Genomic DNA, 20,285 nt, shown 5'->3' on the forward strand with positions numbered 1-20,285 from the left:
CCGGCGGCGAGCCGGACCGCGCCGGCGTCGCCGCTCCAGGGATCAGGCCAGCCAGCGTTTGCGGCGGCGGTAGAACTTGTTGTCGCGGAAACTCTTGCGCTCGCCGCTGGAAATGCCCAGATAGAACTCCTTGACGTCCTCGTTCTGGGCCAGGTCCTTGGCGGCGCCGTCCATCATCACGCGGCCGTTCTCCAGGATGTAGCCGTAGTCGGCGTAGCGCAGCGCGATGTTGGTGTTCTGCTCAGCCAGCAGGAAGCTGACGCGCTCGCGCTGGTTCAGGTCGCGCACGATCTCGAAGATCTCCTCGACGATCTGCGGCGCCAGTCCCATGGACGGCTCGTCCAGCAGGATCATGTTGGGGTTGGCCATCAGCGCGCGGCCGATGGCGGTCATCTGTTGTTCGCCGCCCGAGGTATAGCCGGCCTGGCTGGACCGGCGCTGCTTCAGGCGCGGGAAATACTGGTAGACGCGCTCCAGCGCCGCGCTGGTGTCGCCGCGGCCGAGGTCGCGGGTGTAGGCGCCGGTCAGCAGGTTCTCTTCGATGGTGAGGTGGGCGAAGCAATGGCGGCCCTCCATCACCTGCACCACGCCGCGCTTGACCAGTTCGGCCGGCGACAGCTTCTCGATGCGCTGGTCGCGGTACTGGATGTGGCCCTTGGTGACGTCGCCGCGCTCGCCCTTGAGCAGGTTCGAGATGGCGCGCAACGTGGTGGTCTTGCCGGCGCCGTTGGCGCCCAGCAGGGCCACGATCCTGCCTTCCGGCACCTGCAGGGAAACGCCCTTGAGCACCAGGATGACGTGGTTGTAGATCACCTCGATGCCGTTCACATCGAGCAGCACCTTGGGGGTGTCGGCGGTAGTAGCGGTAGTCGTTGCTGCGGTCATGGCGGTTCCTGCGGCTTGGTGGCGGCCGACGCCATGGGGCGCCGGCCGCCGGTTCACATCAGTTCTCGCAAGTGCGGGGCGTGATGTTCTTTTCCTTGGCGTACTTCGCCGCGGCTTCCTTCACCATCGGGTCCAGCAGGGTCTTGTCGGCCTGGTACCAGTCCGAGGCGACCTTGAACTTGGCGCCGTCCCACTGCACGATGCGGGCCCAGTCGTCACCCTTGTGGTTGCTGCACGAGGTCTTGACCGGGCGCATGATCTGGCCGAAACCCAGCTGGTTCAGGCGTTCCTGCGTCAGGTTCAGGTTCTCGAAGCCCCAGCGCACCTGTTCGGGGGTGAGCGCCTTGCCCTTGCCGAACTTTTCCTGCGCGGTGCGGATCGCTTCGACCTGCAGCATCGAGATCATCATGCCGCGGGTGTGGGCGATGGTGCCGAGCGTGGTCTTGCCGGTCTTGTCCGAGCCCTGGCCCTTGTCGTAGACGTACTTCTTCAGATCGTCATAGACCTTGTCGTGCTCGGCGCCGCTGTTGTGCACGGTGATGGCGTTGTAGCCCTTGGCGACATCGCCCAGGTCCTTCACGTCGCCTTCGGAGCCGGCCCACCAGATCGCGTACATCTTGTCGCGCGGGTAGCCGCTGGCCTGGGCTTCGCGGATGGCGGTGGGCGTCATGATGCCCGCGCTCCACAGCAGCACGTAGGCCGGACGGGCCTGGCGGATCTGCAGCCAGGTGGACTTCTGTTCCACGCCGGGGGCGGTCACCGGATACAGCAGCAGCTCGAAGCCTTCCTTGGCGGCGCGCTTCTGCAGCAGCGGGATCGGTTCCTTGCCGTAGGGCGAGTCGTGGTAGACCAGGGCGATCTTCTTGCCCTTGAGCTTGTCCATGCCGCCTTCTTTCTTGGCGATGTCCTGGATCATCACGTCGGCGGCGGTCCAGTAGGTGCCCAGCAGCGGGAAGTTCCACTCGAACACGCTGCCGTCGACCGATTGCGACAGGCCGTAGCCCATCGTCTCGACCGGCACCTTGTCGACCATGGCCTTGTCGCTGACCGCGAAGGTGATGCCGGTCGATTGCGTGTCGAAGCCGGACGCGCCGGTACCCTTGCCCTTCAGGCGCTCGTAGCACTCCACGCCGCGGTCGGTGGCGTAGGCGGTTTCGCATTCCTCGTAGGTGATCTTGACGCCGTTGACGCCGCCGTCGCGCTCGTTGACCAGCTTCAGGTAGTCGAGCTTGCCGTCGGCCCAGGGAATGCCCAGCGGCGCGAACGACCCGGTCCGGTACACCAGCAACGGAACGAACTGCTCTTCCGCCGCCATTGCCGGCGTGGCCACGGCGCCGATGGCGCCGGCTGCGGCCACCAAGGCTGCCGCCAACTTCAGGTTAAGACGCTTCATCTCCATTTACCTCCTGCGTGGTGTTTGGGTCATAAACCCTCGGACACCGGGGTTGGCCCGGTCTTGAGCCGGGTATTCAGGATGTGGGCCACGGCGCTCGTGCCGCCGGGGCCCGCAGAAATCAATGCGAAATCAATGGGGGAAAGGCCAGATGCGGAGTTTTTCCTTGCCGATGCTCCATAGCCGCGCCAGCCCGTGCGGCTCGGCGATCAGGAAGAACACGATCAGCGCGCCGAACACCATGTGCTCGATGTGCGCGGCCGTGTCCACCGAGAGCGGCAGGCCCAGCATGTGCGGCACGTTGGACAGCGCCACCGGCACCAGCACGATGAACGCCGCGCCGAAGAAGCTGCCGATGATGGAACCGAGGCCGCCGATGATCACCATGAACAGCAGCTGGAACGAGCGGGTCAGGTCGAAGGCCAGCGGCTCCCATGAGCCCAGGTGGATGTAGCCCCACAGCGCGCCGGCCACGCCGACGATGAACGAGCTGACCGCGAACGCGGTGAGCTTGGCGTACATCGGGCGGATGCCGATGACCGAGGCGGCCACGTCCATGTCGCGGATCGCCATCCACTGGCGGCCGATGGCGCCGCGCACCAGGTTCTTGGCCAGCAGGCTGAAGACCACCACCAGGATCAGCACGAACAGGTACTTTTCCAGCGCGCTCTGCACCGGCAGGCCGAAGGCGGTCAGCGGCGGCACCGAGACGTTGCCCGACGACGAGTAGTTGGTGAAGAAGGGAATGCGCAGGAACGCCCAGTCGACGAAGAACTGCGCCGCCAGCGTGGCCACGGCCAGGTACAGGCCGCGGATGCGCAGGCTGGGAATGCCGAAGATGACGCCAACGAGGGTGGCGAAGCAGCCGCCCAGCAGGATCTGGACGATCAGCGGCATGCCGGGAAAGCGCACGCCGAAGTTCCACGCCGCATAGGCGCCCACCGCCATGAAGGCCCCCGTGCCCAGCGAGATCTGGCCGCAGTAGCCCACCAGGATGTTCAGGCCGACCGCGGCCAGCGACAGGATCAGGAACGGAATCAGGATGGCGCGCAGCAGGTAGTCGCTGGACAGCGCCGGGACGGCGATGAACGCCACCGCCAGCAGCAGCCAGATGAAGACGCGGTCCTGGCGGATCGGGAAGATCTGCTGGTCGGCGCGATAGCTGGTCTTGAATTGGCCGTTTTCGCGATAGAACATGTTTTTATCCTAGAAGGCCGGGGTTCAGACGCGGTCGATGATCTTCTCGCCGAACAGCCCTTGCGGACGGAACAGCAGGAACACCAGCGCCAGCACATAGGCGAACCAGATTTCGATGCCGCCACCCACCAGCGACCCCAGGTAGACCTCGGACAGCTTTTCGCCCACGCCGATGATCAGGCCGCCCAGGATGGCGCCCGGCACCGAGGTCAGGCCGCCCAGGATCACCACCGGCAGCGCCCGCAGCGCCGCGGTCGAGAGCGTGAACTGCACGCCGAACTTGGAACCCCAGATGATGCCGGCCACCAACGCCACCAGGCCGGCGACGCTCCAGACGATGACCCAGATGCGGTTCAGCGGGATGCCGATGGACTGCGCCGCCTGGTGGTCGTCCGCCACGGCGCGCAGGGCGCGGCCGGTGGAGGTGAACTGGAAGAACAGTGCCAGCGCCGCCACCAACAATGCGGCGATGACCGCGGCGGTCAGGTCTTCGAGGTTGATGAGCAGCCCGCCTTCGAACACCGAGTCCAGGATCATCAACGGATCTTTCGGCATGCCGACGTTGATGGAATAGACCGAGCTGCCGAACGAGATCTGGCCCAGGCCGTCAAGGAAATAGCTGATGCCCAGCGTGGCCATGAGCAGCGTGGTGGCTTCCTGGTTGACCAGGTGGCGCAGCACGAAGCGCTCGATCGCCACCGCCAGCAGGAACATCACGATGGCGCTGACGATGAACGCCAGCACGTTGGCCAGGATCATGTTTTCGAAGCCGAACCAGCGCGGTATCCACTCCGAGAAGCGCGCCATCGACAACGCCGCCACCAGCACCATGGCGCCCTGGGCGAAGTTGAACACGCCCGATGCCTTGAAGATCAGCACGAAGCCCAGGCCGATCAGGGCATACAGCATGCCGCTCATCAGGCCGCCGAATAAGGTTTCCAGAAAAAATCCCATCATTCGCCCCTTAAGTCCGTGCAGCCAGTGAGTTTTCTCCCTCCCCCTCGGGGGGAGGGTTAGGGGCGGGGGCTGTTGCCTGCGCTTCGGCGTCCTTGGTGACGGCGGCTTCGCCGCCGACGCCAAGGTACGCGCGGATGACATCTTCGTTGGCACGAACCTCGTCCGGCTTGCCGTCGCCGATCTTCTTGCCATAGTCCAGCACCACCACGCGGTCGGAGATGTCCATGACCACGCCCATGTCGTGCTCGATCAGCACGATGGTGGTGCCGAATTCGTCGTTCACATCGAGGATGAAGCGGCTCATGTCCTGCTTTTCCTCGATGTTCATGCCGGCCATCGGCTCGTCCAGCAGCAGCAGGCGCGGCTCCATGGCCAGCGCGCGGCCCAGGTCGACGCGCTTTTGCAGGCCGTAGGGCAGACGCCCCACGGGCGTCTTGCGATACGCCTGGATCTCGAGGAAGTCGATGATGTTCTCGACGAACTGGCGGTGCTCGATCTCTTCGCGTTCGGCGGCGCCCAGGCGGAAGGCCTGCGCCAGCAGCCCGCACTTCATGCGCAGGTTGCGACCGGTCATGATGTTGTCCAGCACGCTCATGCCCTTGAACAGGGCCAGGTTCTGGAAGGTGCGGGCGATGCCCATTTCGGCGGCGCGGCGCGGATTCATGCGCGAGAAACGCTCGCCGCGGAATGCGATGCCGCCCTGCTGCGGGGTGTAGACGCCGTTGATGACGTTCAGCATCGAACTCTTGCCCGCGCCGTTGGGGCCGATGATGGCGCGGATCTCGTGCTCGCGCACATTGAAGGAAATGTCCGTCAGCGCCTTGACGCCGCCGAAGGACAGCGAGATGTTCTGCATGTCCAGCATCACGTCGCCGATGCGCTGGTCGCGGTCGTTGTTGCTCATGGTCTCTACGCGGCTCGGGCGGTGATGGCGGGGAACGTCTTGACCGGGCGGATCCTGAGGTCGGCGGAGATCTTGCCGCTGCGGCCATCCTCGAACTTCACTTCGGTCTCGATGAATTGGGATTGCTTGCCTTCGAACAGGGCGTCGATCAGCACGCCGTACTTCTGCGCGATGAAGGCGCGCCGCACCTTGCGGGTGCGCGTCAGTTCGTCGTCATCGGGATCCAGTTCCTTGTGCAGGATCAGGAAGCGGCTGATCTGCGAGGCCGACAGCTTCGGATCGGTGGCCAGGTCGGCATTGACCTGCTCGACGCAGTCGGCGATGAGCTGGTAGACCTCGTCCTTGCCCGCCAGGTCGGTATAGCCGGCGTAGGGCAGGCCGCGGCGCTCGGCCCAGTTGCCCACGGCTTCCAGGTCGATGTTGATGAAGGCGCACACGTCCTGGCGGCCGGCGCCGAACGCCACCGCTTCCTTGATGTGCGGGAAGAACTTGAGCTTGTTCTCGAGGTACTTGGGCGCGAACAGGCTGCCGTCGGCCAGCTTGCCGACGTCCTTGGCGCGGTCGATGATCTTGAGCTGGCCGTCGGTGTCCAGGTAGCCCGCGTCGCCCGTGTGGAACCAGCCGTCGGCGCTGCGCGCTTCCTGCGTGGCGTCGGGGTTGCGGTAGTACTCCTTGAACAGGCCCGGGCTCTTGACCAGGATCTCGCCGTTGTCGGCCACGCGGATCTCGACGCCGGGCACGGGCGGGCCGACCGTATCGTCGCGCACCTGGCCGTCCGGCTGCACGCAGACGAACACCGAGGTCTCGGTGGAGCCGTAGAGCTGCTTGAGGTTGATGCCGATGGAGCGGTAGAACACGAACAGGTCGGGGCCGATGGCTTCGCCCGCGGTGTAGGCCACGCGCACGCGGCTCATGCCCAGCGCATTGCGTAGCGGCCCGTAGATCATCACGTTGCCCAGCGCGTAGCGCAGGCGGTCCCAGGCGTTGACGGATTCGCCGTCCAGGATGCGGGTGCCGACGCGGCGCGCCAGCTTCATGCAGGCATGGAACAGCTTGCGCTTGAGATAGCCGGCGTCTTCCATGCGGATCATCACATGGGTCAGCAGGCCTTCCAGCACGCGCGGCGGCGCGAAGTAGTAGGTGGGCCCGATGTCGCGCATGTCGATCGAGACCGTGTCGGGCGACTCCGGATGGTTCACGGTGAAGCCCGTGACCAGCAGCTGCGTGTACGAGAACATGTTCTGCCCGATCCAGGCTGGCGGCAGGTAGGCCAGCACGTCCTCGTGGTCGGTCAGTTTCTCCATTTCGGACACGGCGCGGGCGCGGTCGATCAGCGCATGGTGCGTCAGCACCACGCCCTTGGGCTTGCCGGTGGTGCCCGAGGTATAGAACATCGCGGCCGCGTCGTGCGGCTGCACCGCGGCCACGGCGCGGGCAAAGAAGTCGGGATGCTGCGCGGCGTAGTCGCGGCCGATTTCTTCGAGCTGGTCGTACGACAGCAGCATCGCATCGGTGTAGTGCCGCAGGCCGCGCGGGTCGTCGTAGACCACGTGCTTGAGCGCGGGGCATTGCTCGAGCACTTCCAGCATCTTGTCGACCTGTTCCTGGTCCTCGACCACCGCGACGCTGACCTCGGCGTCCTGCAGCACGTAGACCATTTCCTGGGCCACGGCGTCCTGGTAGAGCGGCACGGGGATCGCGCCGAGCGATTGCGCGGCCATCATGGCCATGTACAGGCGCGGGCGGTTCTCGCCGATCACGGCCACGTGCATGCCGGGCAGGATGCCCAATGACGCGAGCCCGTGGGCGACCTGGCGCACGTGCTCCGCCACATCGGCCCAGGTAAGGGTTTGCCAGATACCCAGGTCTTTCTCACGTATCGCGGGCCGCGACCCGCGTACGTCGGCATGCGCGAACAGCAGCGCCGGAAAAGTATCCAGCGCCGCCGGCATCTGTGCGGATGCGGGCGAAGAATGTGCCACGTTGTCTCCTCCGGTTTGGGCGCATCGGACCCGCAGCCGCGAGACGCGGCGCACGAGCGGTTGCGCTTGACCAGTTGGTTTTAGATTTACGGCAGGAGTTAAGGTATAAGGTTGGGTTGCTACCAACTGTCACCATCGCGACATTCAAGGAACTTTTAGGGTATTCCCGATGCAGCTATCCGACTCCCTGCAACTTGCCGCGGCCTGGTTTCGCGTGCTCGACGGCGAGCAGCAAGCGCGCGTCGAACGAGACCTGTCCGTGCAGCAAGCCGCCGCCGGGTCGATCATAGAGCGCAAAGGCGAACTCGCCCAGGCATGGATCGGCGTGCTGGCCGGCCTGGTGAAGGTGTCGGTGGGCAATGCCGAGGGCAAGGTCGCGTCGCTGACGGGCGTGCCCGCCGGCGGCTGGATCGGCGAGGGCTCGCTGCTCAAGCGCGAAGTCCGCAAGTACGACATCGTGGCGCTGCGCGATTCCGTCGTCGCGCGCCTGCCGGCCGCCACCTTCGATTGGCTGCTGGACACCAGCATCCCCTTCAACCGCTACCTGCTGCACCAGCTGAACGAGCGCGTCGCCCAGTTCATCGGCAAGGCCGAGTACGACCGCCTGCTGGATCCGGACGCGCGCGTGGCCCGCTGCCTGGCGGAGCTGTTCAACCCGCTGCTGTACCCCGGCATGGGCATGCGCCTGACCATCACGCAGGAAGAGGTCGGCTACCTGGCGCGGGTTTCGCGCCAGCGCGCCAACCAGGCGCTGCGCAAGCTGGAAGAGGCGGGCCTGCTGAACGTCGAATACGGCGCGGTACGGGTGCTGGATCTGGATGGGCTGAAACTGTACGGCTCCGACCGCGGCGCGCTGGAAGGCGAACACGCCGCCTGAATGGCGGCCGAGGCGCCGGCGTCAGCCTGGGTCGCGACGGTGCGGCGCCCAGATCGAGACCCAGGCCCCGGGTACTTGGCCTGATCCCCCGTACCTTCGATGGCCCCGTCCTTCCTGCGGCGGCGCAGCACGCGCAGGAACGCCAACCGTCCAACAACCAGGGCGGATACAAAAGCCGGAGAAAAAAGTGCTTGACGATAAATAGCGCGCTATTTAATATTGCGCAATGAAATCCAGATCCCAGCCCAAAAGCGCGTTCAACCCGCTGCTGCTAGACAGCCAGCTGTGCTTCGCCCTGTACTCGACCTCGCTGGCGATGAACAAGGTGTACCGCAAGCTGTTGCGCGGCCTGGATCTGACGTACCCGCAGTACCTGGTCATGCTGGTGCTGTGGGAGCGCGACGAAGTCACGGTCACCGACATCGGCGAGCGCCTGTTCCTGGATTCCGCCACCCTCACGCCCCTGCTCAAGCGGCTCGAGGCGGCAGGCCTGGTCACCCGCACCCGGGCCCAGGAGGACGAGCGCCAGGTCATCGTCACCCTGACAAAGCAGGGCCGCAACCTGCGCGAACAGGCCGAGGCCGTGCCGCACGCCATCGCCGCCGCGGCCCAGTGCTCGCTCGACGAAGTGCAGGGCACCATGCGCGCGTTGCACGAATTGCGGGAAAAGCTGGTCAGCAGTCTTTGATTGTTCGTGTTTGAGGTGGATGATGGCAGGATGCTGTCATCCCCGCTTAAAGATAGTGCGCTATGAAATTGTGTGCTATTTAATTAGTAAGGGCCGCAGCGGGAAAGGTCCCGCCAGCCCGGCAGTCCAACCTTCATCCAAAAGGAAAGCACCATGTCGATCGAAAAAGTCCTGTACCGCGCCCAAGCCCACGTCACCGGCGGCCGTGAAGGCACCGGCGTCTCCAGCGACGGCAACCTGAACGTCAAGCTGACCACCCCGAAGGAACTGGGCGGCGCCGGCGCCGCGGGCACCAACCCCGAGCAACTGTTCGCCGTGGGCTACTCGGCCTGCTTCATGGGCGCCATGAAGTTCGTCGCCGGCCGCGACAAGATCGCCATGCCCGCCAACGCCACCATCGACGGCTCGGTCGGCATCGGCCCCATCCCCACCGGTTTCGGCATCGAAGCCGAACTGAAGATCTCGCTGCCCGGCATGGACCGCGCCGAAGCCGAAAAGCTCGTCGCCGCCGCCCACATCGTCTGCCCCTACTCGAACGCCACCCGCGGCAACATCGACGTCACCCTGACCATCACCGTCTAAGCAAAGCGCGCGTTCCGCGCGCAAAAAAGCAAAGGCAGGATTGCGCCACGCGCAATCCTGCCTTTTTTTCATCCGCATCACTCCAAGAGCAGGCGACCCACCAACCCGCTCTCCATCCGCGCGCAGCGTCATCCGCCAACGCCCAAACACCCTGTAAGCCCAAAAAGGCCGCCCGCGCGGCCGCCTTTGGGCTGGCCCCGCAAGATCTTCGATGACGAGTAACCGCGTCAAAAGAAGGCCAAGCACACAGCTCTTCCCAGCAACGCAGGTACCAGAGAAATCGCGAGCACGGCGGGGCGGCGGCCGGTGGCGGGCGGGGCGTGTAGATGCGCCCGACGGAATCTGAAGGGAAGGCCGAAGGCCTGGACGAAGATGAGGACGGGGCAGTCCGGAGCGAACGCTCCGGACCGCAATCGTAGCCCCGCCCGCCACCGGCCGCCGCCCCGCCGTGCGTCTCAAGAACTCAACCCCATGCCAGCAAAAAAACTCAGTGTGCCCCCCCAAGATAAGCCGCCACCACCGCCGGATCATGCTTCAACTTCTCCGCACTCCCATGCACAGAAATCCGCCCATTCTCCAACACATACCCATAATCAGCCACATTCAACGCCGCCGCCGCGAACTGCTCGACCAGCAACATCGTCACCCCTTCATCCTTGAGCCGCGCAATGATCCGGAAAACCTCTTCCACCAGGATCGGCGCCAACCCCATCGACGGCTCATCCAGCAGCACCAGCTCCGGATTCAGCATCACCGCCCGCGCCATCGCCAGCATCTGCTGCTCGCCGCCGGACAGCGTTCCGGCCAGCTGCTCGCGCCGCTCCTTCAGGCGAGGGAACAGATCCATCGCCCGTCCCAGATCCGCCTGCACGTCGCCCTTGGGCCGACTCCCCGTCAAGCGCGGAAACGCGCCCAACAGCAGGTTGTCGGTCACCGACAGCGTCGGAAACACCCGCCGCCCTTCCGGCGAATGCGCCAGCCCCAGCCGCGCGATCCGATGCGATTCCAGCCCGTCGATGCGCTTGCCGCCCAGCGTGACCTCGCCCGCGGTCGGCCGGATCATCCCCGACAGCGCCCGCATCGTCGTCGTCTTGCCGGCCCCATTCGAGCCGATCAACGTCACCACCTTGGCCTTCGGGACCTCCATGCTGATGCCGTGCAGCACCTTCACCTTCCCGTAGCCCGCTTCCAGATTCTTGATCGATAGCATGTTGTCGTCCTTGGCGTCAGGCGGGCGCGCCGCCCAGATACGCCTCGATAACCTTGGCGTTGCTCTGCACTTCGTTGGGCAGCCCCTCGGCGATCTTCTGGCCGAAGTCCAGCACCGACACGGTGTCGCACACTCCCATCACCACATCCATGTGGTGCTCGATCAGGATCAGCGTGATGCCGTGGTCGCGCACCTTGCGGATGATGGCCAGCAGCTCGACGATGTCGGGCGCCGTCAGGCCGGCCGCCGGTTCGTCCAGCAGCAGCAATTGCGGATCCAGCGCCAGCGCGCGGGCGATCTCCAGCAGGCGCTGCTTGCCGTAGGGCAGGTTGCGGGCCTCTTCGTTAGCCATGCTCTCCAGGCCGACAAATTCCAGCAGCGCCAGCGCGCGGGCGCGGGCGCCTTGTTCCTCGCCCTTCCACTTCGGCGTGCGCAGCGCGATGCCGGCCAACCCCGTGGTGAAGGTGTGGTGCAGGCCGACCAGCACGTTCTCCAGCGCCGTCATCTCGCCGAACAGCTGCACGTTCTGGAACGTGCGCGCGATGCCGGTGGCCGCGATGTCGGCCGGCGCCAGGCCCACCAGCGACTTGCCGGAGAACTCCACCGAACCGGCCGTTGGCACGTAGATGCCGGTCAGCACGTTCATCATGGTGCTCTTGCCCGAGCCGTTCGGCCCGATCAGCCCGTGGATGGTGCCGCGCTTGACCGTCAGGTCGACCTGGTTCAGCGCCTTCAGGCCGCCGAACTGCATCAGCACCTGTTTGGCCGCCAGCAGCGTCTCGCCCTGGCCGCGCGCCGCGTCGGGAACGGCCTCCTGTCCCTTGACCAGGTCCTGCTTGACCGACAGCGCCGCGCGGCGGGTCGAGAAGAACAGGTTGCGCACGAAGCCGACGATGCCGTCGGGCAGGTAGTACACGACGAACAGGATCATGGCGCCGAAGATCGTCAGGCGCCAGTCGGTCACCGCGTCCAGCCAGTACGAGAACACCGCCAGCAGGATGGTGCCGATCACCGGCACCGCCACGCGGCGGGCCTCGGTGCGGCCCTTGGAGATGGCGATGGCGCTACCGACCGTCACCAGGATCGCCACGCCCAGCGCGATCAGGCGGAAGGTGCCGATATCGTCCAGCATCTTGGGCAGCAGCACGATGATCGACGCGCCCAGCAGCGCGCCGGTGCGGCTCTTGCGCCCGCCCATGATGATAGCCAGCAGGAACAGGATGGTCAGTTCGAAGTTGTAGGTGTTGGGCGAGATGTACTGCTCGGAATAGGAATACAGCGCGCCCGCCAGGCCGGCGAAACCGGCGCTGATGACGAAGGCGAACACCTTGTGCCGGTAGACCGACACGCCCATGCAGTCCGAGGCGATCGGGCTGTCGCGCAAGGCTTCGAACGAGCGGCCCAGGTGCGATTTCAGGATCCGGTGCACCACGATCAGCGACAGCACCAGCAACGCCGCCACCAGCCAGAAGTACTCGCTCTTGGTCAGGATGTGTCCGCCGATCGACGGCTTGGGGATCTTGATGCCGAGCGGGCCCTCGGTCATGAAGGTCATCTCGTTGATCAGGATCTGGATGATGGTGCCAAAGGCCAGCGTCACCATCGCCAGGTACGGCCCGGTGACCCGCAGCGCCGGCAGCGCCAGCACCGCGCCGAAGGCCGCCGCGATCAGGATGGCGGCTGGCAGGATCACCCAGATCGGCATCTGCAGGTGGAAGAACAGCACGCCGGCCACATACGAGCCGATGCCGAACAGGCCGGCATGGCCCAGCGATACCTGGCCGGTATAGCCCACCACGATATCGAGCCCGAACAGCAGGATCGAATAGATCATGATGGTTTCGATCAGGTGCAGGTAATACGTGTTGGTCACGCCCAGCGGCACGGCGGCCAGGCAGGCCACGGCCACGATGGATAGCAGAAGGTGCAGGGGTTTCATCGCTTACACCTTCTTGATCGCGGTCTTGCCGAACAGGCCGGCGGGCTTGAAGGTCAGTACGAGCAGCAGCAGGACCAGTCCCGGCACGTCTTTGTACCCCGTCGAAAGATAGAAGCCGGTCGTGGTCTCGGCGATCCCCAGGATCAGCCCGCCCACCACCACGCCCATGCCGCTGGACAGGCCGCCGATGATGGCGACGGCGAAGGCCTTCAGGCCGAGCACCGCGCCCATGGTGGCGCCAGTCAGCGTCAGCGGCGCCACCAGCACGCCCGCGAAGGCGGCGGTCAGCGACGACAGGGCATACGAAAACGTGATCACCATGCCGGTGTTGATGCCCATCAGGCCGGCGGCGTCGCGGTCATTGGACGTAGCGACGAAGGCCTTGCCGTAGATGGACTTGCGGTTGAACACTTCCACCAGCAGCATCATGGCCAGCGCGCCGAACACCACCAGCAATTCCATCGGCAGCACGTTGGCGCCCAGCACCTCGATCGGCGCCTCGGGCAGCGGCGAGGGAAAGCGCAGGTCGTCGCGGCCCCAGATGTTCTCGGCCACGTTCTTGAAGATGATGCCCAGCGCGATGGTGGCCATGATCCAGCCGAACTCGGAGCGCGTCTTGATGGCCGGCCGCACGCCGACCCGTTCGACCAGCACGCCTTGCGCGAAGCCGAAGAGGCAGACGATGGGAATCATGACCCAGTAGTTCACGCCCAGGCCGACCAGCGTGAGCCCGACCAGCGCGCCCAGCATCAGGGCTTCGCCCTGGCCGAAGTTCAGGGTGCCGGACGTGGCGAAGGTGAGCTGGTACCCGAACGCGATGACGGCATAGATCATGCCTAGCGCGATACCGCTATAGATAAGCTGTAGAAGAATCATGGTGTGTGTCGTGAGGCGCTGTGTTCCGTCCCAACCCCCTTGGGCAGAACGCTGTTGTCAGGCGACTGCATGCCGGCGCCCCGCGCGCGGGGACGCCGGCGGCGGCGACCGGGCAGCCGCCGCCGCATTGCTTCGGACGAACTTAGTTGGCCTTGACCACGCGGCCGCCCTTGACCTCGCCGATGACCACTTCCTTGACGCCGATGGCGTCGTGGTTGTCGTGGGTGAAGGGTTTGTTGTAGGTCATCACTACGCCTTCGACGGGCGTCTGCAGGTTCTCGAGCGCTTCACGGATCTTCGGGCCTTCCGTGGAGTTGGCCTGCTTGATGGCCGCGGCCAGCAGGAAGATCGAGTCGTAGCCCTGGGCCGCCGACACCGGCGAGTCGATGCGGTTGTTCTTGGGCTTGAACTTGGCCAGGTAGGCGTCGATGAAGGCCTTGCGCTTGGGCGTGTCCGGATCCTGGATGAAGGTCTGCGGCATGCGCGCGCCCTCGCCGTTGGCGCCGGAGTTGTCGATGTAGTTGGCCATCGACAGCGTCCAGCTGCCGATGATCGGCACCTTCCAGCCCAGCTTGGCCATGCCGTTGGCGATCTGCGCCAGCTCGGGGCCGATGCCGTAGGTCAGCACGGCTTCGGCGCCCGCGGCCTTGGCCTTGAGCAGCTGGGCCGTCATGTCGACGTCCTTGATGTTGAACTTCTCGACCGCCACCGGCTTGATGCCCTTGGCGTCCAGGGCCTTTTCCAGGTCCTCGCGGCCGAGCTGGCCGTAGTTGGTGGAGTCGGCCAGGATCGCGACCTTCTTGAAGCCGCGGCGGGTCACGGCCTCCTCGACGATCATCGGCGCCTGGATGCTGTCGTGCGCCGCGTTGCGGAACACGTAGTTGTCCGGGTATTCCGGCGCCTTGAACTGGTGCGTGATGACGCTGCCGGTGGCGACGTTGTTGAACACCGGGATCTTGGCGTCCTGGTAGAAGCGCTGCGAGGCCAGCGCCACGCCGGTGTTGATGTAGCCGACCGTGGCGGTGACCTGCTCCTTGTTGATCAGTTCCTGGGCGATCTGCACGCCGCGCTCGTTCTTGGCTTCGTCGTCACGTTCCACCGCGACCAGTTGCCGGCCGAGCACGCCGCCGCCCTTGTTGATTTCCTCGATGGCCAGGCGCACGCCGTCGCGCATGCTGACGCCCATGGAGGACGAGCCCCCGGTGTAGGGACCGGCCACGCCGATCTTGATGGGGTCGGCGGCGTAGCCCGCGGCCGATACGGCAAAAGCAAGGGTTCCTGCAAGCAGCTTCAAACGAAAATCCATGGATGTCTCCGTTGTAATTAGTAGAACTGCGTGGAAAACCGTGTGCCGGCGCCAGGCGGCGAGGAAAGAAGATGGGTGGCGCACTCCTGTTGCGTGTTGTGACTGTCTGCTTAATCGCTTACGCGAATCTGACCCGGCGGGGTTTTTCCGCGTAAATACCTAGTACGGACGCACGGGTTGTGGGTCAGGCGCGGCCATGTTCGGCGCATCCTAGCCAGCGATGCGTCATGGTGCGCGGAATTTCCTTCCGCCCGGGGCTGGAAATTTATTCCGGCATGGCCGGCAGGCCGCGTGGCCATTGGGATGCGCGTTCGCAGACCTCGGCCAGCCATAGGGAAAACGCTTGGGCCGCGCCGCCGGGCGGACGTGAGATTTCGGTGCACAGGTGGTACTGCGATTCGCCCGGGGTCTCGATGTCGAGCACGCGCAGCAATTTGCCTTCGTCGAGCCATTCGGCGGCGAGCGTGCGGCGGGTCAGGGCGATACCCTGGCCGGCGCGGGCGGCCGCCAGCATCATGCCCAGGTCGACCAGCCAGACGCCGCGGGCGGGCTCGGGCCAGTCCAGTCCCGCCGCGGCCAGCCACGGGCGCCAGGGCTCCATCGGGCAGCGCAGCAGGGCGGCGCGCGACAGGTCCTGGGGGCGGTCGAAGGGGCCATGGGTGTCGCGGTAGGCCGGCGAGCACACGGCGAACACCGGGTCGCTGGTCAGCGGGCGGGCATGCAGGCCGGGGTACTTGCCGCTGCCGAAGCGGATCCAGACGTCGGCGTTGGGCGGCATGATGTCCAGGTAGGGAATGGACAGCATGATCTCCAGTTCGACGTCGGGATGGGCGGCGGTGAAGCCGGGCAGGGCGGGGATCAGCACCTGGCGGGCGAAGGTGGGCGTGGACACGACCCGCAGGGGTTCGAGCTTGGGTTCGCCGCGCTTGTGCAGCGAGGCGTCCGACAGCAGGTCCAGCGCGGTGCGCACCTGTTCCAGGTATTCGCGCCCGGCGGCGCTCAGGGTGGCGCCGCGGCTGCTGCGGATGAACAGGGTGACGTCGAGCTGCGCCTCCAGCGCGGCGATGCGCTTGCCGATGGCGCTGGCGGTGACGAACAGTTCTTCGCTGGCGCGCTCGAACGAGCCGAGCCGGGCGGCCGCCTCGAAGGCCTGGATGGCGGCCAGGGGCGGCAGGCGCACGTCTTTGGAGGGAGAGGGTCCGCGCATGATCGTCTGGCGGGCCGGCCATGCGCCCGACGAAAGAGTGGCAACCCGGTGATTATAAAAGTGCTGGGCCCGGCAGTCCGTCCCCGTATTCCCTTAGCACCTGGGCGATGACGACCCGGTAGCCGTCCAGCCAGCGCGATTGCGCCGCCTTGGCCTGCTGGTGGACGGGGTGGCGGATCAGGGCCTCCAGGGCTTCCAGCGATTCCCAGTAGTAGACGTTGGCGTACAGGCCGTGCGCGGGATCTTCCCAGGCTTCTTCGCCCAGGTAGCCGGGGGTGGCCCGGGCCGCCTCGGCGATGGCCTGGTCGAGCCGGTGAAAGTCGTCGTCGAACTGTTTCTTGGCGAAGATGAAGGTGGCGGTATAGCGCGCCGGCCCCGAGCGGGCGGGGCTGGCGGGACAGGCGGCGGCGTCGGGCACGGCCGTCAGACGCCCTTGACCGCCAGGCTGATCGCCAGGCCGGCCATGACCACGGCGATGACGCCGTCCAGCACGCGCCAGGCCGAGGCGCTGGCGAAAAAGCGCGCGAACAGGCGCGAACCGATGCCCAGCACGGCCAGCCACAGCAGGCTGGCGGTGAAGGCGCCGGCGGCGAACGCCATGCGGGCGTCATCGAAGCCGTGGGCCAGCGAGCCCACCACCACCATGTCGAGCCAGAAGTGCGGGTTCAGCAGCGAAAAGCCCAGCGCGCCCAGCATCGCGGCGCGGCGCGAGGGCACCACGTCGCGCGCGGCGGCCAGCCCGCCGGTGGCGGTCCAGGCGCGGCGCGCCGATTGCAGCGCGTACCAGGTGAGGAACGCCACGCCGAACCACAGCACCGCGGCGGTCAGCCACGGGAACCAGGCGGTCAGGGCCTGCAGGCCCGAGACGCTGGCGAAGATGAAGATCGCGTCGATCAGCGCGCAGATGGCGACCACGGACAGCAGGTGCGCGCGCATCAATCCCTGGCGCAGGATGAACGCGCTTTGCGCGCCGACGACGGCGAACAGGCCCAGCCCGGTGGCCGTGCCGCTGGCCCAGGCGGTGAGGAAGAGGGGGGATGACAACGTGGCGAACATGACTGCGAACCTTTTGACTGCAACGCCTTGTGGTGGCGCTTGGGAAACCGGGCCGGCAGCGTCGCGCATACCGGCAATGCATCATTTTCGCTTGCGGCCAATATGAAATACAGCTAATTTTCCTTCACTATCTTAAGCAAAACTAATTCAATGAAAATCGATCACGGCAACCTGCGCGCCCTGGCCGCGGTGGTGCGCGAAGGCAGTTTCGAGCGCGCCGCGCTGGCGCTGAGCGTGACGCCGTCGGCGGTCTCGCAGCGGATCAAGGCGCTTGAAGACCGCATGGGCCGGCTGCTGGTCCAGCGCACCGTGCCGGCCGCCGCCACTGGCGATGGCCAGGTGCTGGTGCAGCTGGCCGAGCAGACGGCGCTGCTGGAACATGACGCGCTGAACCGGCTGGGCGTGGCGGACGACGACGTGCCGCACGCCAGCATCCCCATCGCGGTCAACCACGACAGCCTGGAAACCTGGTTCGTCGACGCGGCGTTGCAGTTTTCCAGCCGCACCCGCGCCACGCTCGACATGCAGTCCGAGGACCAGGACCACACCGCCGCGCTGCTGCGCAACGGGTCGGTGCTGGGCGCGGTGACGACGCTGGCCGATCCGGTGCAGGGCTGCCGCATCCATGCGCTGGGCAGCATGCGCTACGTGGCGACGTGCACGCCGGCCTTCCACAAGCGCTATTTCGCGCAGGGGGTGAACGCGCAGACGCTGGCGCAGGCGCCGGTGCTGGTGTTCAACCGCAAGGACGCGCTGCAGGCGCGCTTCGCCCACAAGATCTCCGATCCGGCGCCGTGGCAGCCGCCAGTCTGGTGGGTGCCATCCACCCGCGCCTTCGTGCAGGCGACGCTGGGCGGGCTGGGCTGGACCATGAATCCGCTGCCGCTGGTGCAGGAACACCTTGACGCAGGTCATCTGGTGCTGCTGCGGGGGCGCGCCTGGGAGGATGTGCCGCTGTACTGGCAGCATTGGCGGGTAAACTCCGAAGCGATGGAAGCTTTGACGGATTCGGTCCTGTCAGCCGCCCGCAGCCTGGTCCGGCGGCGTTAACCCCATAGGAGAACACCCCATGAACATCCGCAAGTTCGCCGCTGTCGCCATCCTGGGCCTGTGCGCGGCCGGTTCGGCCTGGGCCAAGGACTACAAGGTCGGCGAGGTCGAGGTCGATGATCTCTGGGTGCGCGCGTCTGCCCCGGGCCAGTCCAACGGCGCCGGCTACATGGACATCGACAACGAGGCTAAGACGGCCGACCGCCTGCTGTCGATCTCGTCCGATGCCGCCGAGCGCGTCGAGCTGCATACGGTGGAGACCGCCAACGGCGTGGCCAAGATGCGCCAGGTCGAGGGCGGCATCGCGCTGCCGGCCAACGGCGAGGTCAAGCTGTCCCCGGGCGGCTACCACGTCATGTTCATCAAGCTGAAGGCGCCGTTCGCCGAGGGCGCCACGGTGCCGGCTACGCTCAGGTTCGAGAAGGCGGGCGAGGTGGCGGTGCAGTTCAAGGTCAAGCCGGCTTCGCACAACCCCGGCATGAGCCACGACCACGGCGCGATGAAGCACTGATCCCGCCGGGCGGTCCGGAATGAAGAAAGGCGGCAGGCTGTTCGAGCCTGCCGCCTTTCTTTTGCCGCCAGCCGGCGCCCGGGGGCGCCGGCGTGTCGATCAGTACAGCCCTTGCTGGCGCATCGCGTCCGCGACCTTGACGAAGCCGGCGATGTTGGCGCCGTCCAGGTAGTTCACGTACTCGCGCTCGCTGTGACCGTGGCGCACGCAGTTCTCGTGGATGTCGCGCATGATGGCGTGCAGGCGGGCGTCCACTTCTTCGCGGGTCCACGACAGGCGGGCCGAGTTCTGGGCCATTTCCAGGCCCGACACGGCCACGCCACCGGCGTTGCTGGCCTTGCCCGGGGCGTACAGCACGCGGGCGGCGATGAAGGCCTTGGCGGCGTCCAGGGTGGCGGGCATGTTGGCGCCCTCGGCCACGCACTGCACGCCGTTCTTGATCAGCGTTTCGGCATCGGCCAGTTCCAGTTCGTTCTGGGTGGCGCAGGGCAGGGCGACGTCCACCGGCACGTGCCACGGGCGCTTGCCGGGTTCGTAGGCCAGGCCGAATTGGCGGGCATAGGTGTCCAGGCGGCCGCGCAGGTCGTTCTTGACGTGCATCAGCGCCACCAGCTTCTCGTGGTTGAAGCCGGCTTCGTCGACCACCGTGCCGTTCGAGTCGGACACCGTCACGACCTTGGCGCCCAGCGCCATGGCCTTTTCGATGGCGTACTGGGCTACGTTGCCCGAGCCCGAGACCGACACGCGCAGGCCGTCGAACGACTTGCCGACGCGCTTGAGCATTTCCTCGGCGAAGTAGACGGTGCCGTAGCCGGTGGCTTCGGGGCGGATCAGGCTGCCGCCGAAGGTCAGGCCCTTGCCGGTGAAGACGCTGGCGGTGGAGTTCGACAGTTTCTTCATCATGCCGGCCATGAAGCCGACCTCACGCGCGCCCACGCCGATGTCGCCGGCCGGCACGTCGGTGTCCGGACCCAGGTGGCGGTAAAGCTCGATCATCAGGGCCTGGCAGAAGCGCATGACTTCAGCGTCGGACTTGCCTTTGGGGTCGAAGTCGGAACCGCCCTTGCCGCCGCCCATGGGCAGCGTGGTCAGCGAGTTCTTCAGGGTCTGCTCGAATGCCAGGAACTTCAGGATCGACAGGTTCACCGAGGGGTGGAAGCGCATGCCGCCCTTGAACGGGCCGATGGCCGAGCTGTGCTGGATGCGGAAAGCGCGGTTGACCTGCGCCTGGCCCTTGTCGTCGGTCCAGCACACGCGGAACTGGATCACGCGTTCCGGCTCCACCAGGCGCTCGAGCAGGGCGTGCTCGGCGTAGTGGGGGTGCTTTTCGATGAAAGGCCACAGGCTCAGCATCACCTCCTGGACGGCTTGCATGAATTCCGGTTGCTGCGGATCGCGCACGGCGACGCTACGCAGGAAGTCGTCCAGACGCTGCACTTTCAACATGATCTCCTTGGGGGGGGGTTCGAATGAGTGCGGAGATGCGCTGTTTTGGGGCGTCGAATCTCCGAATTGGTGCAATGCGCACCGGCTTGGTGCGAGATTGTAGGGCTAATTTGTTGCCCCGCGCAAAGCCGAAAAGCGCGCCATCACCTTGATATCAAAGCACTTTTTTCTTATTTTATTGGGGACGCATAAGACTTTGACCAAGGGAGAGGGAACCCC

At 65.9% G+C, this 20,285-nt stretch carries 19 protein-coding genes; 5 read left to right on the forward strand and 14 right to left on the reverse strand.

Annotation, left to right across the window (positions count from 1 at the left end):
• Positions 1–42: 42 nt before the first annotated feature.
• From I6I07_RS08810 to I6I07_RS08835, 6 genes are all read right to left on the reverse strand, one after another.
• The gene (locus I6I07_RS08810) at positions 43–885 is read right to left on the reverse strand and encodes an ABC transporter ATP-binding protein (protein WP_050813109.1); all 843 of its coding nucleotides are present in this window, start codon (positions 883–885) and stop codon (positions 43–45) included.
• Positions 886–943: 58 nt separating this feature from the next.
• Complete coding sequence (locus I6I07_RS08815) at positions 944–2,284, reverse strand: ABC transporter substrate-binding protein (protein ID WP_081105123.1); 1,341 nt, start codon at positions 2,282–2,284, stop codon at positions 944–946.
• Between the two features lie 126 nt (positions 2,285–2,410).
• Entirely contained in the window at positions 2,411–3,475 is a 1,065-nt protein-coding gene (locus I6I07_RS08820) for a branched-chain amino acid ABC transporter permease (RefSeq protein ID WP_198486356.1), read from the reverse strand.
• A gap of 24 nt (positions 3,476–3,499) precedes the next feature.
• Complete coding sequence (locus I6I07_RS08825) at positions 3,500–4,429, reverse strand: branched-chain amino acid ABC transporter permease (RefSeq protein ID WP_006391852.1); 930 nt, start codon at positions 4,427–4,429, stop codon at positions 3,500–3,502.
• Between the two features lie 10 nt (positions 4,430–4,439).
• Positions 4,440–5,336: an ABC transporter ATP-binding protein gene (locus tag I6I07_RS08830; protein ID WP_054430720.1), complete on the reverse strand. Its 897-nt coding sequence runs from the start codon at positions 5,334–5,336 to the stop codon at positions 4,440–4,442.
• 5 nt (positions 5,337–5,341) lie between these two features.
• The gene (locus tag I6I07_RS08835; RefSeq protein ID WP_198486357.1) at positions 5,342–7,318 is read right to left on the reverse strand and encodes an AMP-dependent synthetase/ligase; all 1,977 of its coding nucleotides are present in this window, start codon (positions 7,316–7,318) and stop codon (positions 5,342–5,344) included.
• Between the two features lie 169 nt (positions 7,319–7,487).
• On the opposite strand from I6I07_RS08835, the gene I6I07_RS08840 reads away from it, so the two are divergent.
• The 3 genes from I6I07_RS08840 to I6I07_RS08850 all read left to right on the forward strand — a co-directional run bounded on the left by I6I07_RS08840 (position 7,488) and on the right by I6I07_RS08850 (position 9,465).
• Positions 7,488–8,195, forward strand: coding sequence for a Crp/Fnr family transcriptional regulator (locus I6I07_RS08840; RefSeq protein ID WP_006391849.1), 708 nt, complete (start codon positions 7,488–7,490; stop codon positions 8,193–8,195).
• 226 nt (positions 8,196–8,421) lie between these two features.
• Positions 8,422–8,883, forward strand: a complete 462-nt coding sequence (locus tag I6I07_RS08845) for a MarR family winged helix-turn-helix transcriptional regulator (RefSeq protein WP_198486358.1) — start codon at positions 8,422–8,424, stop codon at positions 8,881–8,883.
• A gap of 153 nt (positions 8,884–9,036) precedes the next feature.
• Positions 9,037–9,465: an organic hydroperoxide resistance protein gene (locus tag I6I07_RS08850; protein WP_006391847.1), complete on the forward strand. Its 429-nt coding sequence runs from the start codon at positions 9,037–9,039 to the stop codon at positions 9,463–9,465.
• A 487-nt stretch (positions 9,466–9,952) separates the two neighbouring features.
• On the opposite strand, the gene I6I07_RS08855 is transcribed toward I6I07_RS08850, so the two are convergent.
• The 7 genes from I6I07_RS08855 to I6I07_RS08885 all read right to left on the reverse strand — a co-directional run bounded on the left by I6I07_RS08855 (position 9,953) and on the right by I6I07_RS08885 (position 17,059).
• Complete coding sequence (locus I6I07_RS08855; protein WP_047992089.1) at positions 9,953–10,675, reverse strand: ABC transporter ATP-binding protein; 723 nt, start codon at positions 10,673–10,675, stop codon at positions 9,953–9,955.
• A 16-nt stretch (positions 10,676–10,691) separates the two neighbouring features.
• Positions 10,692–12,614: a branched-chain amino acid ABC transporter ATP-binding protein/permease gene (locus tag I6I07_RS08860; protein WP_198486359.1), complete on the reverse strand. Its 1,923-nt coding sequence runs from the start codon at positions 12,612–12,614 to the stop codon at positions 10,692–10,694.
• 3 nt (positions 12,615–12,617) lie between these two features.
• Positions 12,618–13,490: a branched-chain amino acid ABC transporter permease gene (locus I6I07_RS08865; protein ID WP_035359689.1), complete on the reverse strand. Its 873-nt coding sequence runs from the start codon at positions 13,488–13,490 to the stop codon at positions 12,618–12,620.
• A 142-nt stretch (positions 13,491–13,632) separates the two neighbouring features.
• On the reverse strand, positions 13,633–14,796 hold the full coding sequence (locus I6I07_RS08870; protein WP_006391843.1) for an ABC transporter substrate-binding protein: 1,164 nt from the start codon (positions 14,794–14,796) through the stop codon (positions 13,633–13,635).
• A gap of 265 nt (positions 14,797–15,061) precedes the next feature.
• Positions 15,062–16,003, reverse strand: a complete 942-nt coding sequence (locus tag I6I07_RS08875) for a LysR substrate-binding domain-containing protein (RefSeq protein ID WP_198486360.1) — start codon at positions 16,001–16,003, stop codon at positions 15,062–15,064.
• 52 nt (positions 16,004–16,055) lie between these two features.
• A complete protein-coding gene (locus I6I07_RS08880) occupies positions 16,056–16,421 on the reverse strand; it encodes an antibiotic biosynthesis monooxygenase family protein (RefSeq protein WP_198486361.1) in 366 nt (121 codons plus the stop codon).
• 5 nt (positions 16,422–16,426) lie between these two features.
• Complete coding sequence (locus tag I6I07_RS08885) at positions 16,427–17,059, reverse strand: LysE/ArgO family amino acid transporter (RefSeq protein ID WP_198486362.1); 633 nt, start codon at positions 17,057–17,059, stop codon at positions 16,427–16,429.
• Between the two features lie 150 nt (positions 17,060–17,209).
• Between I6I07_RS08885 and I6I07_RS08890 the strand changes: the two genes are divergently transcribed.
• Both I6I07_RS08890 and I6I07_RS08895 read left to right on the forward strand, forming a co-directional pair.
• Positions 17,210–18,109, forward strand: a complete 900-nt coding sequence (locus I6I07_RS08890) for a LysR family transcriptional regulator ArgP (protein WP_006391839.1) — start codon at positions 17,210–17,212, stop codon at positions 18,107–18,109.
• Between the two features lie 19 nt (positions 18,110–18,128).
• On the forward strand, positions 18,129–18,620 hold the full coding sequence (locus I6I07_RS08895; RefSeq protein WP_198486363.1) for a copper chaperone PCu(A)C: 492 nt from the start codon (positions 18,129–18,131) through the stop codon (positions 18,618–18,620).
• A gap of 99 nt (positions 18,621–18,719) precedes the next feature.
• On the opposite strand, the gene gdhA is transcribed toward I6I07_RS08895, so the two are convergent.
• Entirely contained in the window at positions 18,720–20,066 is a 1,347-nt protein-coding gene (gene gdhA, locus I6I07_RS08900) for an NADP-specific glutamate dehydrogenase (RefSeq protein ID WP_198486364.1), read from the reverse strand.
• Between the last annotated feature and the right edge of the window lie 219 nt (positions 20,067–20,285).

It is taken from the genome of Achromobacter deleyi (assembly GCF_016127315.1).
Classification (GTDB): domain Bacteria; phylum Pseudomonadota; class Gammaproteobacteria; order Burkholderiales; family Burkholderiaceae_B; genus Achromobacter; species Achromobacter insuavis_A.

Excerpts from the sequence above, each read along its gene's own strand:
- I6I07_RS08810 (WP_050813109.1), bottom strand. The coding sequence starts at position 885 with ATGACCGCAGCAACGACTACCGCTACTACCGCCGACACCCCCAAGGTG.
- I6I07_RS08815 (WP_081105123.1), bottom strand. The coding sequence starts at position 2,284 with ATGGAGATGAAGCGTCTTAACCTGAAGTTGGCGGCAGCCTTGGTGGCC.
- I6I07_RS08820 (WP_198486356.1), bottom strand. The coding sequence starts at position 3,475 with ATGTTCTATCGCGAAAACGGCCAATTCAAGACCAGCTATCGCGCCGAC.
- I6I07_RS08825 (WP_006391852.1), bottom strand. The coding sequence starts at position 4,429 with ATGGGATTTTTTCTGGAAACCTTATTCGGCGGCCTGATGAGCGGCATG.
- I6I07_RS08830 (WP_054430720.1), bottom strand. The coding sequence starts at position 5,336 with ATGAGCAACAACGACCGCGACCAGCGCATCGGCGACGTGATGCTGGAC.
- I6I07_RS08840 (WP_006391849.1), top strand. The coding sequence starts at position 7,488 with ATGCAGCTATCCGACTCCCTGCAACTTGCCGCGGCCTGGTTTCGCGTG.
- I6I07_RS08845 (WP_198486358.1), top strand. The coding sequence starts at position 8,422 with ATGAAATCCAGATCCCAGCCCAAAAGCGCGTTCAACCCGCTGCTGCTA.
- I6I07_RS08850 (WP_006391847.1), top strand. The coding sequence starts at position 9,037 with ATGTCGATCGAAAAAGTCCTGTACCGCGCCCAAGCCCACGTCACCGGC.
- I6I07_RS08855 (WP_047992089.1), bottom strand. The coding sequence starts at position 10,675 with ATGCTATCGATCAAGAATCTGGAAGCGGGCTACGGGAAGGTGAAGGTG.
- I6I07_RS08860 (WP_198486359.1), bottom strand. The coding sequence starts at position 12,614 with ATGAAACCCCTGCACCTTCTGCTATCCATCGTGGCCGTGGCCTGCCTG.
- I6I07_RS08865 (WP_035359689.1), bottom strand. The coding sequence starts at position 13,490 with ATGATTCTTCTACAGCTTATCTATAGCGGTATCGCGCTAGGCATGATC.
- I6I07_RS08870 (WP_006391843.1), bottom strand. The coding sequence starts at position 14,796 with ATGGATTTTCGTTTGAAGCTGCTTGCAGGAACCCTTGCTTTTGCCGTA.
- I6I07_RS08875 (WP_198486360.1), bottom strand. The coding sequence starts at position 16,003 with ATGCGCGGACCCTCTCCCTCCAAAGACGTGCGCCTGCCGCCCCTGGCC.
- I6I07_RS08885 (WP_198486362.1), bottom strand. The coding sequence starts at position 17,059 with ATGTTCGCCACGTTGTCATCCCCCCTCTTCCTCACCGCCTGGGCCAGC.
- I6I07_RS08890 (WP_006391839.1), top strand. The coding sequence starts at position 17,210 with ATGAAAATCGATCACGGCAACCTGCGCGCCCTGGCCGCGGTGGTGCGC.
- I6I07_RS08895 (WP_198486363.1), top strand. The coding sequence starts at position 18,129 with ATGAACATCCGCAAGTTCGCCGCTGTCGCCATCCTGGGCCTGTGCGCG.
- gdhA (WP_198486364.1), bottom strand. The coding sequence starts at position 20,066 with ATGTTGAAAGTGCAGCGTCTGGACGACTTCCTGCGTAGCGTCGCCGTG.